The following is a 16,719-nucleotide window of genomic DNA, read 5'->3' as shown; positions in this document are numbered from 1 at the left end:
AAGGGCAACGCTGTACGGCAGTGGACGGCGACAGGTCCTGAGAGGCTCAACGTCGGGCAATCAACCGCATGGGCCCGCCGGGCGGCTCACCGCGCCGGGGTGCGCTCCAGCAGGGCCCCGGCCCACGTCAGGCCGCTGCCCACGACGCTCAGCACCACCGCGTCTCCCACGGCGGGGTCGTCCCAGTGCTCGCTCAGGACGCCGGGCGCGCCCGCGGCGCCAGTGTTCCCCCGGGTGTGCACATTGAAGAAGTGCCGCGCGTCCGGCACCTCACACCGCCGCTGCACGGCCTCCAGCATGCGCAGGTTGGCCTGGTGCCCGATGAAGGAGACGGCCCCCGCGCCCTTGTCCGGGTGACGGTCCATGAAGCGCGTGCGCAGGGCCTGGAACGTCTCCCCCGCGCGGCGGATGGCGAACTTCTGCACCTCTCCGCCGTTCTGGGTGAAGTGCCCCATGCGCGGCACGCGCACCTTGTCCGCGCCCGAGGGGTCTCCGGCCAGCAGCGTCTCCGTGAGGTGCCAGCGCCCCGGCACGCGCGGCGACAGGATGGCCGCGGACGCGCCGTCTCCCCACAGCACCGCGCTGGAGCGGTCCGCGTAGTCCACCACGCGCGTGGAGTTGTCCATGTTGACCACCAGCACGTAGTCCGGCAGCCGCTCCGGCCGCATGCCCGCCAGGAAGTGCAGCTGCATGCAGAAGGACGAGCAAGCGCTCTGCAGGTCCACCGCCGGCGCATCGATGTTCAGCAACTGCGCCACCCGGTTGGACTCGGCGGGAATGCACTCGTCGGGACTGCATCCGCCCGCCACCACCAGCCCGATGTCGGACGGCTTCAGCCCCGCGCGCTCCAGCGCCATCAGCGCCGCGCGGCGTCCCGTCTCCGCGTTGCTGAAGAGCGCCGCCTCCTGCGCCGCGCGCACGTCGCGGTTGCGCGTCTCGCGCAGGTAGTCCAGCGGCAGCACCGTGTGCCGCGTGTGGATGCCCACGCGGTCCACAATCCACGCATCGCTGGTCTCCAGCCCCAGCTCCTCGAAGAAGGCGTTGGTCAGAAGGTTGGGAGGATGGAAGTGGCCGAGCGCGTGCAGGTACATTCTGAACCCTCTAACCGCGCAGCCTCCCAAAACTCTGTCAGCCGTCTGTCACGCCTCCGCGCCTTCGCGCACAGCGGACGACCTGCCGGGCCATCAACCTAACGCGCGGCGTCAGCCTTCCGACCCGTGAGCCGCAGCCGCATCGCGCCCTCGCCGCGCGCCTCGAAGCCCTGCTCGACGGCGTCATCGGTCAGCTCCACCTTCACCGGCCCGGACAAGGTGAGCTCCAGCAACTGGATGCCCTCCGCGAGGACGGACATCTGCCCTTGCAGCGGAATGGTCAGCAGGAACGGCGCATTGATTTCCTGGCGAAGCACCGTCATGGCCACGTCGAAGATGCCCACGGCGCCGCGCGGGTCCTGACGCACTTCGACCAACCGGGCGCGCGCCTGGGTGACACGGGTGTTATCGCCCTGCTCGTCCACGATTTGCTTCGCGAGCGTATCGGAGAAGCCATCCAGGGTGGCGCCCACCGCCAGCGGATTCTTCGGAAAGGCGGCCTCCATCCGGTCGGGCTTGCCGAGCTCCGGCAGGTGCTTCGTCACCTCGTCTGCTTCCTCCTTGGGCACCGGCTTGCCCGCCGCGTTCGTGATGACCACGCGGTCCTTCTTCCACTCCGCCAGGTACGTCTTCCGGCTGATGGGGCTCGCCTTGCGCTCGACCTTGCCCTGCTGCTCGGCCACCTCGCCCACGTCGCCGAACGCCATCTTCACCTTGGAGAGGACCTTCCCCTTCGCGGCCAGCACCGTCACCGTGTGGCGGCTGGACGAGGTCACCGACATCGCCACCGACATCGGCTTGTCCATGTCCGAAGCGCGCAGGTCGAGCGCCAGCCGCATGTCCACGGCGTTGTCCAATTCCTCCTGGTACCCCACGCGGGCGTTCACCTGCTTGAACTGGATGGTCGGCGCCTTCAGCTCGGCCGCGGTCGCAGCCGGCGCCGTGGCATGGGCGGCGAGCGACGCGAGCGAGAGCCCCAGGGAGACGACGAACGGATACACGCGGTGCATGTGCTGCCCTCCTGGGACGGCATCCTTTCACGGGCCTCTCGCACGTGTGCCGCTGAAATCGTGCAGTCCGCCAGGAAGCCCTTCGTCTGAACCCAGACGGATGGAAGCGCGACCCGCGCCGCCGGGCGGACGGCCCTCCGCCACGCGCTACAGTTCCGCGAATGAGCGCCGCCCCGGGTCTTCAGGTCCACTTCCGCACCTGCAACCTCTGCGAGGCCATGTGTGGCCTGCGCATCGAGCTGGACGCCGGACGCATCACCTCCATCCGGGGTGACGCGGAGGACCCCTTCAGCCGGGGCCACGTCTGTCCCAAGGCCCTGGCGCTGGAGGACCTGCACCAGGACCCGGACCGGCTGCGCGGCCCCATGCGCCGCACCGCCAGCGGGTGGGAGCCCGTCTCCTGGGACGACGCGCTGGATGAGACCGCGCGCCGCCTGCATGCCATCCAGCGGGAGCACGGCCGTGACGCGGTGGGCTCGTACCTGGGCAACCCGAACGTCCACAACCTGGGCAACATGCTGTTCGCCCCAGAGCTGGTGCGCACGCTGCGCTCGCGCAACCGCTTCTCCGCGACGTCCGTGGACCAACTGCCGCACCAGTTCACCGCCTACCTCATGTTCGGCCACCAGCTGATGGTGCCGATTCCCGACATCGACCACACCGGCTACATGCTCGTGCTGGGCGCCAATCCCCTGGCGTCCAATGGCAGCTTGATGACGGCGCCCGACGTGCGCGCCCGCCTGCGCGCCATCCAGCAGCGCGGCGGCCGCGTCGTGGTCATGGACCCGCGCCGCACGGAGACGGCGGCCATCGCCGACACGCACGTCTTCATCCGGCCGGGCACCGATGCGCTCGCGCTGCTCGCCCTGCTGCACGTGGCGGTGGTGGAGCACGCGCCACGCCTGGGGCCGCTGGATGCCTTCACCGACGGCCTGGAGACCGTGTGCGCGCTGGCCCGGGACTTTCCTCCGGAGAAGGTCTCACCGCACACGGGCGTGCCCGCGCACACCCTGCGCCGCATCGCCCGGGACTTCCTCTCCGCACGCGCCGCCGTGTGTTACGGCCGCATGGGGGTGTCCACCCAGGCCTTCGGCGCGCTCTGCCAATGGCTCATCACCGTGCTCAACGTGGTGAGCGGCAACCTGGACCGGCGCGGCGGCGCCATGTTCACCCTGCCCGCGTTCGACGTCGTCGGAGGCCCCCGGGCCCTGGCGGTGGGCCGCGGCGGCTTCGGCCGCTGGAAGAGCCGCGTGCGCGGGCTCCCCGAGTTCGCGGGGGAGCTGCCCACCGCGGCGATGGCGGAGGAGATGCTCACGCCGGGCCCGGGCCGCGTCCGCGCGCTGCTCACCGTCGCGGGCAACCCCGCGCTGTCCACGCCAGATGGCGCTCGGATGGAACAGGCGCTCGCGGGCCTGGACTTCATGGTGAGCATCGACCCGTACCTCAACGAGACGACGCGCCACGCGCACCTCATCCTCCCACCGGTGTCACCGCTGGAGCGCAGCCACTACGACATCGCCTTCCACGCGCTGGCGGTGCGCAACACCGCGAAGTACTCGCCCGCCCTCTTCGAGCCCGGGCCGGGCAGCCGCCAGGACTGGCAGATTCTGCTCGCCCTCCAGCACCGGCTGCTGACGCTGCGCAAGGGCCGCCCCTCCGTGCGCGCCACGCTCAAATACCAGGCCCTGTCCCGTCTGGGTCCGGAGCGGGTGCTGGACCTGGGCCTGCGGCTGGGGCCTTACGGCGCGCGCTTCCACCCGGCGAAGCGGGGCCTCACCCTGGAGAAGCTGCGCCAGTCGCCCCACGGCATCGACCTGGGGCCGCTCCAGTCCTGCCTGCCCCGGCGTCTCCAGACGAAGAACCGCCGCATCCACCTGGCGCCGGAGTTGCTGGTGGCGGACGTGCGACGCCTGCAAGCAGCCTTCCCCCAGGACACCGTCCCCGAGCAGCACGGCGGCGAGCTGCTGCTCATCGGCCGGCGGCACCTGCGCGACAACAACTCCTGGATGCACAACGTACCGGGCCTGCTGAAGGGCAGGCCGCGCTGCACGTTGATGATGCATCCGGAGGACGCGGCCCGGCGGGCGCTCGCCGACGGCATGGAGGCCACCGTCACCTCGCGCGTGGGCACCGTGACGGTGCCCATCCACGTGACGGACGAGGTGATGCCCGGCGTGGTGAGCCTGCCCCACGGCTACGGCCATGGCCGCCAGGGCACCCGGCTCGCCGTGGCCACCGCCCACGCGGGCGCCAGCCACAACGACCTCACGGACGCGCAGGCCGTGGACGCGCTCTGCGGCAACGCCGCCTTCAGCGGCACGCCGGTGCGGGTGCTACGGGCAGCGGCGCCCGGATCCGCCACACCAGCGGAATGAGCGCCCCCACCAGCACGAACAACAGCTGAACCAGGTGCCCCAGCAGCGCCACCGACATGGCGCGCGCGGCCGTGGTGTCCAGCACGCCCGCCGCCAGCGCGAACGCGCCGTCACTCACGCCCACCTGCCCCGGCACCAGCGAGCCCACCGCCAACGCACACAGATAGAGCCCCTGGGCGAAGAACGCCTGCACCAGTGAGGTGTCGATGCCCACCGCGTAGGTCAGCACGCCGTACTGCGCCACCTGGAACAGCCGGCTGAACAGGAACGCCAGCATGGGCGACCACGGCAGCAACGAGCCACACCGCGCCGAGGCCTTGAACTGCTCCGCATGGAGCGCCCAGCGGCTGAAGCGGCACACCAGCCACGCACCGGGCCGCTTCGCGCGCATGCACGCGCGCACGCCCACCGACAGCAGCACCAGCAACACGCCATGCGCCAGCATGAGCATGGTGAAGAGGGACATGCCCGTCAGCAGATAGGACGCCAGGGCGCAGGGGAACGAGATGAAGCCTCCCGCCGCCAGGGACGCCGCCTGCGAGGTCGCCGCCGCCGCGGTGGCGGTTCCCCCGCCCATGTAGGGACTCAGCAGGGCCGCCTTGGTGGCCTCCGCCGCGGCGCGGCCCGCCGGGGCCATGCTGGACACCGCGGTACCGATGAGCTGCGCGCGGGCCAGGACGCGCCAGGGCACGCGCGCCGCTCCCGGGCCATAGGCACGCCGCGTCGCCAGCCCGTCCATGCACTGCCGCCCCAGCTCCAGCAGCACCACCCACGGCAGCCAGGGCGCCGCGCCGGACAACACGGCGCCCAGTTCGCGGGGCCCGGCCTTGTGGACCAGCAACGCCAGTGTGCCCAAACCCGCCAGCGCGAAGACGGGCCGAAGCCCCACCACCATCCACCGCTTCAGGACCCGCTGCGGCGCCGCTGCATCCACAGCGCCTGCTGGCGGGGCCAGGGACAACTCCCCGTGCGCGTTGCTCACCATCGACCTCCTCGCCGTCCCGTTGCCCGCAACGGAAAGTGGGCAGCGTGGACGCGACTGGCGAGCCCAGTCTGTCCGCCTGTCCCCGCCCACGCAGGGGCCCGTCCAGCGCTGGACAGGCGCCCCGCCCCCCGGGAGGCAAGACGGTGGGGTACGGCGATGCTTGGATGCTCGGCGCCCCCCTCGAAGGCCGCTAGGGTGCGCCCCACACTCCCACACGAAACATGGAGCGTCCCATGAAAGCAGTGCGGTTCTCAGCCTTCGGGCAGCCACTGAAGGTGGTGGAGGTCGTGGAGCAGCCGGACGTGGCGCTGAAGCCGGGCGAAGCCCGGATTGAAGTGCTGGCCACGCCCATCAATCCCTCCGACATCCTCACGCTCAGCGGCCAGTACGGACAGCTCCCGAAGCTCCCCGCGGTGCCCGGCAACGAAGGCGTCGGCCGCGTCGTCGAGGTCCAGGACTCCAGCGCCGTGAAGGTGGGTGACGTCGTATTCCTTCCGCTCGGCGCGGGCACCTGGTGCACCCAACTGGTCGCTCCCGCGGACTCGCTCCTGCGGGTGCCGCCGGGAACCGACCTGCGGCAGGCCGCCATGCTGTTCATCAATCCTCCGACCGCGGACCTGCTGCTGCGGGTCTTCGTCGCGCTTCAGCCCGGCGAGTGGGTGATACAGAACGCCGCCAACTCGGCGGTGGGCCGCACCATCATCACCCTGGCGAAGCAGGCTGGCATCAAGACGCTGAACGTGGTGCGGCGTGAAGAACTGGCGCCGGAGCTCACCGCGCTGGGCGCGGACGCCGTGCTGCTGGACTCGGATGAACTGCCGGAGCGCGTGCGCGAGGTGACGGGCGGCGCCAAGGTCCGGCTGGCCATCGACGCCGTCGGCGGTGAGTCCACCCAGCGCCTGGGTGACGCGCTCGCGCGCGGCGGCGTGGTGGTGAACTATGGCGTGATGAGCGGAAAGGGCCCTCGGTTGTCAGCCGCCGCCACCATCTTCAAGGACATCACCCTGCGCGGCTTCTGGCTGGTGACGTGGATGAAGAAGACGCCGCGCGAGGAGCAGGGCGCCCTCTTCACCCGGCTCGCGAAGCAGGTGGCGGAGGGCACGCTCCACGTTCCGGTGGAGGGAACCTTCCCCCTGGAGTCCATCCAGGAGGCCCTGACGCGCGCCATGGAAGGTGGGCGCGCTGGCAAGGTGCTCCTCACGCCCAACGGCCCACTCTGAGGCGCTGAGCGCCGCCGCGCTGTCATCCCCAAGGGCCCTGAAACAACGCCCCGAAGCGCAGGGCCAGCTCCGGGCGCCGCACCAGCAGCGCCCCCCATCCGTAAACCCATCCCGCGACCGGACTGACGCCTGGAAGCCCCAGGAGCGGGAACGCCCGGCGCGCCCGCTCCTCCGGCTTCCGCCGCCTCCTCGCCTTCGAGGACGTGCTGGCGACACGCCGGGCGGGAGAGGCTCCCGCCCGGCGTGGCTGCTTCGGACCGCGGACTACTTGCCGCGGCTGATGGACTCGCTGTGGATGGTCAGCGCGCTCGCGGCGGCCGTCAGGTCGATGGCCGAGAAGCTGGTGTACGGGTAGTGGCCATCGCCCAGCTCCTCGACGAACTCGACGTGGTCACCGCTGACCTCGCGGCCGTCGAAGTCGAACGTGAAGGCTCCCGGCGTCGCGCTGCGGAAGGACCACACGCAGGCCCCCGTGGGGATGGGGTCATTGAACCCGAAGGTCATGTGGTTGCGGAAGCCGATGTGGATGGGCGTGAAGCGGATGTGGATGTCGTACCAGGACGCGTCCATCGGGAACCAGAGGCCGCGGTTGATGTGCCGGCCCTGGAACTGACCGCCGTTGTACACGTACACGCTGTAGGTCGAACCGCCCGGCGTGCCGGTGAACTGCGGCTGGAACGTCACCTGGCCCGGCTCACGGCCAATGCCGACCTGGAGGGTGCTGACCACCTGGTCGCCATCACGCGCCGCCAGGGCGAAGCCCTGTCCGGCCTTGGCGAGCTCCTGGAAGACGGCCTTCTGCTCCCACTGCGTCGCGGCGGCGAAGTTGCTGGAGACGCCGTCGTTGACGGCCTTCTCCAGGCCGGTGACGTTGAGGCCCGCCTCCGTGCGCTCGAGCTTCGCGTTGCCCGTGGCGCAGTTCGTGATGCCAGCGAAGGTCTCAACGCACTGCTGCTTCACAGGCGCTTCCTGGGCCGAAAGCGCGTCAGCCTCGGCAGGCTGCGACTCCTCGCCCTGGCAACCCGCGGCCGTCAGACTCAGGAGCGCTGCCGCCATCAGGCGGCCCGTCAGCTTGATGCTCATGGATGAAGAACCTCTCATTGGGGTGGGGGATGATGAATACCGGGTCTCCGGTGAAGACCCGGGAGCCGCGTTTGCACCCAGCGCGCCAGCACGTGGCGGGCGGCGCCGGCGCTCGGCGCGCACCCACCGGCCACCCCGCTCGCGAGCACGCAACGTAGCGCGCGGCGTCACATGGGCCGGCTCCTGTGGCGAGCCCCGTTACACCCCAGGCAGCCAAGGAGCGCCTTTCATGCGGCTTCATGAAGCCCCGGGCACGGGTCGAACGAGACACCTTTCGGGTGTGCGCACTGCGGGCTGGCTGGGTCCTGAGATTTCGTACCCACCCATCATATCCCCTATGCTTCGTCACCGTCGCCCGGGAGCCCGGCCGGACTTCCCCCCGGAGAAGGCTGGAACATGAACAGCGCCAGCGTGAATGAATCCCCCACGGATCGTCGTCGCTTTCCTCGGCTCGAGGCGCCGCTCTATGCCCGGCCCGCGCGACTGAGGCGCGTGGACAAGCAGCAGGTGCTGGACGCCAGCCTGGGGGGCATCCGCATCTACTCCGACGAGCAGTACACCCAGGACTCGGAGTTGGAGCTGGACCTGTTCCTGCGCGACGGCACCTCGCTGGAGTGCAAAGCGCGCGTGGCCTGGACGCGCAAGCTTCCCAAGGACGCGGTGGCGCGCTTTGAAGTCGGCTTGGCCTTCACGGACGTACCGCCGCTGGCCATGGACAAACTCAAGTCGGTGCTCGTCGTGGATGACGAGGGCGGCCCGGCCGACTCATAGCTTCCCGGCGGCGGGGACGCCCGCCAGGGCCTCCTCCAACACGGCCCGCAGCTCCTGCTCCAACCCAGGCACCGAGGCCCTTCGGAGCGCACCGCCGCCTCTGAAGAGCGACAGCCCCTCCAGGAATGCGACCACCAGCGCCGCGCGACGCTCCAGGCGTGACGGGCTGAGCCCGGGCGCCAGTTCACGCAGCAGCGCCACGACGCCCGCCCGGAAGCCCGCGTAGAAGACGGCGAGCGCGTCCGCGACCATCTCATCCCGTGCGGCGAGCGCCCACAGCTCCGCGAAGAGCTGACAATGGCGCGGTGACTCCTGGTCCTCCAGCAGGGCCTCCACCGCGCGACGAAGCCGCTCCACCGGCGCACGGCCGCCTTCCTCCACCCGCGCATGCACCCGTTGGCTGGCGGCTTCCAGGTAGCGCGCGAGCAGCGCCCGCACCACGTCCTGCTTCGCGGGGAAGTAGTACTGAAGGTTGCCCACGCTGAGCCCCGCCCGCTGAGCCACCCGGCGCAGCGTGAGCCCCGAATGGCCCTCCTCCACCAGGGTGTCGGTGGCCGCATCGAGGATGGACGCCACGCGCTCGGTCCCCTTGGCGTGGACCGCGGTCCCCTCGCGAGGCTTCGACGACGGCAGCTTCCCCCGCGTGGCGCGTGGCATCAGGCCGCCTCCCGGCGCGGTTGTTCCTCGAACCGGACCTGGACGCCGCACCCGCGCAGGGCGTCCAGGGCCTGCTCCGCGCGCGCGTCGTGCTCCGGGAACCACACGCCCGCGGCGGGAGGCGGCGCGCCATCCCACCCCAGCAATCGCTCCGTCCCCAGCACCGCGCCCACGGCCGTGAGGTGGGCCTGTCCCTTCGGGTCCACCACTTCGATGCGCAGCGCCCCGCGAGGGCCTTCCACGTCCGCCACCCACGCCGCCTCACCGCCCGTGCCGCTGCTGGCCATCAGCGCGCGCCGCACGGATGTCAGGCGGGGATGCTGGAGCAGCCGGAGCAGCCCCACCTGCTGGAGCGCCGCGAGCGTCCAGGTGACGGTGCCCGAATCGAACCCCAGCCGCGTCGACACCGTGCGCGCGCCCAGCACCAGCGGCAGCGTGGCCTGCTCGGGCGTGTCGAGCCGGAAGACACGCGTGGGCCGCCCATCCGGGAACATCACCCGGCGGCCGTCCGTCAGCGGCAACACCTGCCGCTCCTTCCCTCCCTCCGTGATGTCGAAGGCCATCCCCAGCCGGTCCATGTACTCCACCGAATCCGGACCCGCCTGGTCCGCCAGGGCGAAGCGGATGCCCACGTCGACGCGCTCGGCGCCCCCCACCCGCTCCGACGCGCCCGCGACGAGCCGGGGCACCAGTCCCGCCATCCACGCGGAGCTGAGCAGGACGGGTGCCCGTGGGGGCGTCCCCGACAGCCGCAGCACCGCCGACTTCACACGCGACGTCCAGCGGGTGATGTCGAGCACCGCCACGCCTTCCCGGACCGCCGAGCGCAGCACCGCATCGTCCGGGTCATTGACCAGCGACACCACGGCCCTGGGCCGTCCGGACAGGCACGCCAGCGGGTCGGGCGCCGTCACATCCAGCACCGCGGCTTCCGCGTTCCCCAGCCTTCGGGCCAACGCCTCCGCGGGCTCGCGACGACGGCCAGCGATGACCAGCGGAAGGTCCGGATGCCGCTCCCGCAGCAACTGCGCGAGCCACGTCCCCACCACGCCGTAGCCCCCCACCAGAACGACACTGTCCTCAACCACCATGACGCGCTCCACCCGCCCGGCGTGGGCCATCCACGCCGCCTGGAGCTTTTATTAGGTCAATTGACCTATATTTTCACGACAATCGTCCTGGCCATGTAGCCGGGGCCCCCTGGCGTCGCGCTCCGGCCCCGACAGGGGCGTGGACGCAGCGGCCGGGCACATCCTCGGCGCGTGGCGGCAGCACGCTGGGCGCTAGGGCATCCTGAAGTCACGACGGAACACTCGCGGCGGCACCTGCCCGCCGCGAGCGGACCGCATTCACGTTCAGCGTGCGCGTGTCAGCGGCTCGACCACCTCCACCGTGAAGGTGCCGCGCCACAGGAGGCCGTACTCGTCCTTGAAGATGTCCAGGTCCACCGCGTGGGCGCCACGTGCGCTCAGCGGAATGGACTTGGTCATCGTGAAGGTGAAGGCACCACCTGGGGGCAGATTCACACCCCAGTCGGAGAAGGCGGTGTCCCAACCCGAGGGCAGGCTTGAATAGAAGTCGTACCAGACCCAATCACAGCCACCGGCGTCGTTGTTCGTCACGGCCACCGTCCACGTGACGTCCGTGCCCGGAGCCGCCGTCACAGTCTGAGGGGACACCGTCACCGTGGGCGGCGCGGTGAGACATCGCTCGACGATGTCGATGTCCGCCGTGCCTTGCACCGTGTGGCCATCTCGTGTGACGGCCATGCCCACGGCGTACGTGCCGGGCGCCGCGCTGTAGGGCGCATACGCCTGGAGGCCCAGCGACGACGAGGCGGACGCGGCGACAGTGACTTGCGCGGGCAGCCGGTCGGAGCCCCACCCTTGCGGAAGGAGGGCGGAGAGCTGGAAGGCGGACGGCGAACACGTAGGCGAGTCGTGGTTGACGAGAACGACCTCGAACTCCGGCCGGCCTCCGGGCCAGGACGTGGGGGAGAAGGACGTCACCTGCACCTCGTGGGGTGCGCGGACGCATGCGGATTGACGGTGCGCGATGCTCACGACGAGTCCCGCGGACGTCGCCGCGTTCACAGTCACGGAGAGGGTGCTGTAGGGGTCGTCCCACGTCGTGCCCGGAAGCAAGGCCGGGTCGGTCCACGACGCCGTCTGCGGCGTGAAGTCGAGCAGGTGCGAGCCACTCTGCGTCGCCGCATCCGCGTAGTGCACGAGCGCTCCGCCGAACACCTGTGGCGCCAGCGTCGCCTCATAGCCCCCCACGGGCTGGCGGTACTCCAACCACAGCCAGTCATCGCTCCCAGGCCGCCGCCGCACCTTGAGCGCCTTCAGCCCGCCCGACGCGACCACGGGCGCGAGGGTGAAGGTGCCGTCCACGCCGTCCACTTCGGCCACCGAGGACGCATCCAGCCAGCCGATGCGTGCCTTCTGCGGCGCCGCGTAGTGGCCCAGGTTCCACCGTCCCATCGTCGAGAAGACATCCCCGTACTCGTCGATGCCCCCCGTCGCCCCCGGCAGGCCCAGGGCCTCCGCGCCGAAGTCGCGCGAGCTCGCGTGGCCCAACGTGAGGTTGTGCCCCGCCTCGTGCGTCACCAACTCCACGGCACTGTCGTGGACCATCATGGACTCCGCCACGAGCCACGACGTGGAGGCCGTCACGGTACCGTCCGCCGTCTGCACCTGCCCACACGACACCGTGGCCTGACCTGCGTAGGAACAGCCCGCCTGCGGTCGTGGGTGGACAATGAAGATACGGTCGTACCGCGTGAAGTCCACGTCCGCGTCCGCCGCCCGCACCGCGGCCTCACGCATGGCCGCGCCTTCACTGCACGAATAGGCGCGGTCCAGCGTGTACCAAGCCACCACGTCGCCCGTGGTGGTGGTGCGGCCCTCGGACACCTCGCTCCAGTAATCCGCCAGGGAACGGCGCGTCGTGGAGAAGAACACGTCGTGGACCGCCTGCGGAGTGAGGCCGGGCCGCGCCATGCCGGGGAACTCCGTCATGATGACCAGGCTGCGCTGCACGCCGCTGACGCCACACGCGCTCACCGTGCTCAGCGAGGACGCGGCATGGGTGTCCACGTCCACGCCCTGGGCGATGAGCTGGCCGCCCTGTTCGCGTCCACGCACCTTCACCTGGAGCCCGCTACGCAGTCCCGGCGGCGCGCCGTGTTCGAAGCGCACCTGGCGGTGCCGGTTCCCCTGCTTCACGAAGTACTCTTCCCACGACGCGGCGGGCGCGGGCGGATCCACCACCACGACCTCCAGCTCACCGTCCCATGACTCCTGACGGCTCACCGTCTCGTGTGGTGGCGCCGCGTCCTGCGATTCATCCGCGTCGGAAACCTGTGCGTTACAAGCCGCGAGCCACACGGCCGATACCATGCTCCACGTGCGGGACATTTCCCCTCCGGAGAACGGCGGCCCGGAACGGGTCGCCGCGCGCCTTGTGCATGGAGCGATTCACTCGCGCAACGCAGCTCCGACGGAGCCCCGAGGTATTCACGCGGAACGGATTGGAGACGCGGCGCGGCTCGCTCGCTTCGATGGGGTGTCACCCGTCTCCGCCTTGATGGGCGCCTTGTCGGAGTCGTCGCGACCCGCCTTCGCCGCCACGAGCTGGGCGGACGACGCGCCGGCCATGGACACCGGCACCCGAGCCATCCCCTTCGGTGAGGTCCAGCCCCGGACTGCGATGCCTGCCTGGGGCTGGGGCCCGATGGGGCGCTGGCATGCGGCCGCGTGAATGCAACAGAGGGGGTGCCTCCCCGTCCGCCGCCCGGGCTGAGGAAAAGGCACGATGGGCACTCCCCCAGGTCCGCCCCACCTTGTGAGGCATGGGTTCAATGAAGGAGGACGCCCCGGAGGTGTCGGCCGCCCTGCTGGAGGGCATCCGAGCCGCCGCGCTCCCCGTGTCGGGCCGCGCTTCGGACCTGGACCCGCTCATCGAGAGCATCGGTGATGCGCGGTTCGTCCTGCTGGGCGAGGCCACACACGGGACACACGAGTTCTATCAGGCACGCGCCACCCTCACCCGCCGCCTCATCGCCGAACAGGGCTTCCGCGCGCTGGTGGTGGAGGCCGACTGGCCGGCCGCCCTCCGTGTCGACGCGTTCGTGCGGGGTAACGGTCAGGACACGACGGCCGGTGGCGCCCTGGGCAACTTCCAGCGATTCCCGCGGTGGATGTGGCGCAACCGGGAGATGGAGGAGCTGGTCACCTGGATGCGTGCCCACAACGCCACGGTGCCACCGAAGCAGCGTGCGGGCTTCTACGGCATGGACCTGTACAGCCTTCACGACTCCATGCGGGAAGTGGTGGCCTGGCTGGACACGGTGGACCCGGATGCCGCGCAGCGGGCCCGCGAGCGCTACTCCTGCTTCGACCCCTTCGGCCCCGAGCCTCACGTCTATGGCCAGTCCACCACGTTGGGCCAGGCGGACTCATGCGAGGAGCAGGTCTGGGCCCAGTTCGTGGAGTTGCAGCGGCGGAGGACTCGAGGGCCCGAGGACGCGGACGCCCGCTTCCACGCCGAGCAGAACGCCCGGCTCGTCGCCAACGCGGAGGCGTACTACCGCGCCGTATATGCGGGCCGGCACGAAGGCTGGAACCTGCGTGACACGCACATGGCGGACACGGTGGACGCGCTCGCGGCGCACCTGTCACGCAGCGGTCCACCGGCCCGGCTCGTCATCTGGGCGCACAACTCCCACCTGGGTGATGCCCGCGCCACGCAGATGGGTGACCAGGGGGAGCTCAACGTGGGCCAGCTCCTGCGCGAGCGGCACGGCGCGGCGACCTACAACGTGGGCTTCACCACGTACACGGGCGTGGTCATCGCCGCGCACGAATGGGACGAGCCCGGCCTGCGACGCCGCATCCAGCCCGCCATGTCCGGCAGCTACGAGCGCCTGTTCCACGACGTGGGCATGCCCGCGTTCCTGCTGCGCATGGCCGAGCTGGGCGAAGCGGCGGGCGGCCTGCACGAGCGCCGTCTGGAGCGCGCCATCGGCGTGGTGTACGCGCCGCGCACCGAGCGGTGGAGCCACTACTTCCACGCGAACCTGCCCGCGCAGTTCGACGCGGTGCTGCACTACGACGAGACGCGGGCATTGCGCCCGTTGGACTCGGATGCCGGGCGCGGGGAGGAGGACGCGCCCGACACGTATCCCTTCGGGTTGTGAGGAGGCTAGTTCGCCTGGGCGGGCGCCCGCTCCTTGATGGGCGGCGTCTCCGGCGAGGGCACCTTCGCCGGCGGCACCTTCCAGGTGGAGGGCTTCCCGGGCGTCTTCTGGCTCCGGGCCAGGTGCCGCTCGATGCGCCGCTTCACCTCCGGCAGCACGTCGTTGGGGATGGGGATGGAGAGGTTGTACTGGGCAATCTTCCAGGTGCCGGCGTCCTTCACCAGCACGCCGCTGCCGCGGCTGGGGCCCAGGTTGGGCGTATCCAACGCCTCGTCGAACCAGGCCACCGCGCCATCCTTCGAGAGGAAGATGTGGCGTGACGTCGCCTTGAAGTTCCAGGCCTTGCCCTTGGAGAAGTACGGCTTCGCCCAGGCGCGGAATTCATCACGGGTCCAACGCTCGGTGGCATCGGTGCCCAGGTACACCGCGTCGTCGGTGAAGTGGCCGAAGTAGCGCGCCTCGTCCGCGACGGCGGCGGCCTGGTGCCAATCATCCAGGACGGCGGTGATGGCTGCCTTCGGGTCGGCGGGGGCCGTGTTCGCGGGCGTAGAGGCGAGCACGAAGAGGAGCAAGGAAACGGTAGGCACGCGGAAGACCTCGTCAGGCGGGGCGTTCAAGGTATGAAGCGGCACGGCCCACCCCGCGTCAAGGCGAACGGGGCGGCGAGAAAGGCACGAATCGCATGGTCCTCGAGAGTTTCCTGGTGGGTGAGGGCGATGTGCCCACGGTGATGCTGCACGGCTTCCTGGGCACGGGGCGCAATCTGCGCTCACTGGCGACGGCGTGGAGCGCGGCGGACCCGAGCCGGCGCATCCTCCTGCCGGACCTCACCGGGCATGGGACGTCCCCTGCCCTGCCGGCGAACTCGGACCTCTACAGCATGGCCCGGGACGTGGTGGACACGGCGCGTGCGCAGGGGTTCCAGGGTCCGTTCGACTGGGTGGGGCATTCACTCGGGGGACGGGTGACGCTCGCGGCGAGCCTCAATGTGCCGGAGTCCGTCCGGAGCGTGTCGCTGCTGGACATCGCCCCGGGGCCCGTCCCGGGAGACTTGTCGGAGAGCGGCAAGGTGCTGGGCATCCTGCTCCAGGCACCGGCCCAGGCGGAGAACCGCCGGGCGATGCGCGCGGAGCTCACGGGCCGCGGCTTGTCGGAGTCGCTGGCGGACTGGCTGCTGATGAACCTGGTGACGGTGGAGAGCGGCGTGCGCTGGCGCTTCGACCGGCAGGCACTGGCGGGCCTGCACTCGCGCGTGAATGACACGGACCTGTGGACGGCGGTGGAGCGCAAGGACGGGCCGCCGATGCGGTGCCTTCGGGGTGGCCGCTCGAAGTATGTGAGTGACGCGGACGTGGAGCGCCTGGTGGCCGCGGGTTGCCCGGTGGAGACGCTGCCGGAAGCCGGGCACTTCGTCCACGTGGACGCGCCTCAGGCGGTGTTGGCGTGGCTGCGCTGAGCTACTGCTGAACCTGGAGGATGCGCCTCAGATGCGCACGCCCAGCAGCAGGCCGGGCCACATCCGGACGCCGCCGGGGCCGCGGCCCAGCTTCCACTGCGGCAGCCAGCTCACGTCGCGGTACTCGTCCTGCGACGACGGGTCGTACGCGTTGAGGGACACACCACCAAAGAGCGCGAAGCGCCGCTTGAGCTCCCACCCCAGCGTGGCGCGCATCCGGAACAGCGTGTTCTTGGGCCCCGAGCCATAGAAGTTCGGCTGCCAGCTCCCGTACGACAGGTCCACGTCCAGCGAGTAGCGGTCCGCCGCATCCAGCGGGACGTGCACGCCCAGGCCCATGTTGAGGAAGGTCCGCAGCGAGTCCTTGCCAATCCCCACGCCCGTGGTGGCCAGCACATAGACGGTCCGGCTCCCATACTTGATGCCCACCGACAGGGGCATGACGTCGTCGGCGGAGAGCTCCAGCACGAAGCGCCCCTTGCGCACGATGCTCAAGAAGCCGATGGGCACCGACACGTCATCCGCGATGTTGATGAACCCCAGCTGCACGCCGCGCACCTCGGCCGCCACGTTGATGAGGCCCACCTGCGCGCCCGCGACGTCCCCGGAGATGTTGATGAGGCCCACCTGCGCGCCCGCGAGCCGCTCCGCCAGGTTGATGCCCACGGCCGCCTGCACTCCACGGAGGCGCGCCGCCGCGCGGTTCGCCGTGGTGCTCACCTGGAAGCCCGTGAAGTCCCGCTCGGCCATGTTGAAGACGGCGGACACCTGCCCGCCCGTCCCGCCACCGAAGGCGAGGTTGCCGCCGAATGCCGTCTGGAGACCGAAAATCTCCCCGCCCGCCACGTTCGCCACGCCCGACACCTGGAAC

Annotated in this window: 15 protein-coding genes; 6 read left to right on the top strand and 9 right to left on the bottom strand. The window is 70.6% G+C overall.

Translation table 11 applies throughout. The annotated features are described in order from the left end of the window. Positions 1–86: 86 nt before the first annotated feature. Together HNV26_RS25020 and HNV26_RS25015 are read right to left on the bottom strand one after the other, a co-directional pair. Positions 87–1,091, bottom strand: coding sequence for a 3-oxoacyl-ACP synthase III family protein (locus tag HNV26_RS25020; protein ID WP_171444907.1), 1,005 nt, complete (start codon positions 1,089–1,091; stop codon positions 87–89). Positions 1,092–1,189: 98 nt separating this feature from the next. Beyond that, complete coding sequence (locus HNV26_RS25015; RefSeq protein WP_171444906.1) at positions 1,190–2,101, bottom strand: hypothetical protein; 912 nt, start codon at positions 2,099–2,101, stop codon at positions 1,190–1,192. A 161-nt stretch (positions 2,102–2,262) separates the two neighbouring features. Between HNV26_RS25015 and HNV26_RS25010 the strand changes: the two genes are divergently transcribed. Beyond that, positions 2,263–4,476: a molybdopterin oxidoreductase family protein gene (locus HNV26_RS25010; RefSeq protein WP_171444905.1), complete on the top strand. Its 2,214-nt coding sequence runs from the start codon at positions 2,263–2,265 to the stop codon at positions 4,474–4,476. Here HNV26_RS25010 and HNV26_RS25005 read toward each other — a convergent pair. Beyond that, complete coding sequence (locus HNV26_RS25005; protein ID WP_253817003.1) at positions 4,412–5,461, bottom strand: lysylphosphatidylglycerol synthase domain-containing protein; 1,050 nt, start codon at positions 5,459–5,461, stop codon at positions 4,412–4,414. The genes HNV26_RS25010 and HNV26_RS25005 overlap by 65 nt on opposite strands. A gap of 233 nt (positions 5,462–5,694) precedes the next feature. On the opposite strand from HNV26_RS25005, the gene HNV26_RS25000 reads away from it, so the two are divergent. Further along, positions 5,695–6,681: a zinc-dependent alcohol dehydrogenase family protein gene (locus HNV26_RS25000; RefSeq protein ID WP_171444904.1), complete on the top strand. Its 987-nt coding sequence runs from the start codon at positions 5,695–5,697 to the stop codon at positions 6,679–6,681. A gap of 264 nt (positions 6,682–6,945) precedes the next feature. On the opposite strand, the gene HNV26_RS24995 is transcribed toward HNV26_RS25000, so the two are convergent. After that, positions 6,946–7,764 (bottom strand): hypothetical protein, encoded by an 819-nt coding sequence (locus HNV26_RS24995; RefSeq protein WP_171444903.1) that lies wholly within the window; start codon positions 7,762–7,764, stop codon positions 6,946–6,948. A 396-nt stretch (positions 7,765–8,160) separates the two neighbouring features. On the opposite strand from HNV26_RS24995, the gene HNV26_RS24990 reads away from it, so the two are divergent. Next, positions 8,161–8,535 (top strand): PilZ domain-containing protein, encoded by a 375-nt coding sequence (locus HNV26_RS24990; protein ID WP_225888532.1) that lies wholly within the window; start codon positions 8,161–8,163, stop codon positions 8,533–8,535. Here HNV26_RS24990 and HNV26_RS24985 read toward each other — a convergent pair. From HNV26_RS24985 to HNV26_RS24975, 3 genes are all read right to left on the bottom strand, one after another. Next, the gene (locus HNV26_RS24985; RefSeq protein ID WP_171444902.1) at positions 8,530–9,192 is read right to left on the bottom strand and encodes a TetR/AcrR family transcriptional regulator; all 663 of its coding nucleotides are present in this window, start codon (positions 9,190–9,192) and stop codon (positions 8,530–8,532) included. The two genes, HNV26_RS24990 and HNV26_RS24985, sit on opposite strands and share 6 nt — an antisense overlap. Continuing rightward, positions 9,192–10,283: a saccharopine dehydrogenase NADP-binding domain-containing protein gene (locus HNV26_RS24980; RefSeq protein ID WP_171444901.1), complete on the bottom strand. Its 1,092-nt coding sequence runs from the start codon at positions 10,281–10,283 to the stop codon at positions 9,192–9,194. The genes HNV26_RS24985 and HNV26_RS24980 overlap by 1 nt, the downstream gene beginning before the upstream one ends. Before the next feature lie 264 nt (positions 10,284–10,547). After that, entirely contained in the window at positions 10,548–12,611 is a 2,064-nt protein-coding gene (locus HNV26_RS24975; RefSeq protein WP_171444900.1) for a M6 family metalloprotease domain-containing protein, read from the bottom strand. Here HNV26_RS24975 and HNV26_RS37955 point away from each other — a divergent pair. Further along, positions 12,601–12,954: a hypothetical protein gene (locus HNV26_RS37955; protein ID WP_171444899.1), complete on the top strand. Its 354-nt coding sequence runs from the start codon at positions 12,601–12,603 to the stop codon at positions 12,952–12,954. The genes HNV26_RS24975 and HNV26_RS37955 overlap by 11 nt on opposite strands. Before the next feature lie 91 nt (positions 12,955–13,045). Then, a complete protein-coding gene (locus HNV26_RS24965; RefSeq protein ID WP_171444898.1) occupies positions 13,046–14,392 on the top strand; it encodes an erythromycin esterase family protein in 1,347 nt (448 codons plus the stop codon). A 5-nt stretch (positions 14,393–14,397) separates the two neighbouring features. On the opposite strand, the gene HNV26_RS24960 is transcribed toward HNV26_RS24965, so the two are convergent. Beyond that, positions 14,398–14,979 (bottom strand): nuclear transport factor 2 family protein, encoded by a 582-nt coding sequence (locus HNV26_RS24960; RefSeq protein ID WP_436410061.1) that lies wholly within the window; start codon positions 14,977–14,979, stop codon positions 14,398–14,400. A 95-nt stretch (positions 14,980–15,074) separates the two neighbouring features. Here HNV26_RS24960 and HNV26_RS24955 point away from each other — a divergent pair, with 95 nt between their 5' ends. Then, positions 15,075–15,848 (top strand): alpha/beta fold hydrolase, encoded by a 774-nt coding sequence (locus HNV26_RS24955; RefSeq protein WP_171444896.1) that lies wholly within the window; start codon positions 15,075–15,077, stop codon positions 15,846–15,848. Between the two features lie 27 nt (positions 15,849–15,875). Here HNV26_RS24955 and HNV26_RS24950 read toward each other — a convergent pair. Next, positions 15,876–16,719: LA_2272 family surface repeat-containing protein (locus tag HNV26_RS24950; protein ID WP_436410060.1), on the bottom strand; the 844-nt coding region annotated here is incomplete at its 5' end.

The sequence above is a fragment of the Myxococcus xanthus genome, from assembly GCF_013116825.1.
Taxonomy (GTDB): domain Bacteria; phylum Myxococcota; class Myxococcia; order Myxococcales; family Myxococcaceae; genus Myxococcus; species Myxococcus xanthus_B.
Note: the sequence above shows the minus strand (reverse complement) of the source record. Positions and strands in the feature narration are given on the sequence as shown.